Below are 374 nucleotides of genomic sequence, written 5' to 3' on the forward strand. Positions count from 1 at the left end.
TCGGCCGCGGCCGCGGTGATCTCGCCGATGATGTCGGTCACCCGCTGCACGCTGCTGACGATTTCGCTCATGGTGGTGCCGGCGTCTTCCACCAGCCGGCTGCCGTCCTGCACCTTGGCCACGCTGGCGTTGATGAGGTCCTTGATCTCTTTGGCCGCCTGGGCGCTGCGCTGGGCCAGGGTGCGCACCTCGCCGGCCACCACCGCAAAGCCGCGCCCTTGTTCACCGGCGCGCGCGGCCTCCACCGCCGCGTTCAGCGCCAGGATGTTGGTCTGGAAGGCGATGCCGTCGATCACGCTGATGATGTCGCTGATGCGCTGGCTGCTCTGGTTGATGTCGTTCATGGTGTGCACCACCTGACCGACGACGGCGCC

The 374-nt window shown here is 67.9% G+C and carries 1 protein-coding gene; it reads right to left on the reverse strand.

Translation table 11 applies throughout. The annotated features are described in order from the left end of the window. Positions 1-374: methyl-accepting chemotaxis protein (locus HA630_RS00570; protein WP_243855305.1), on the reverse strand; the 374-nt coding region annotated here is incomplete at both ends.

Source organism: Aquabacterium sp. A08 (genome assembly GCF_011742065.1).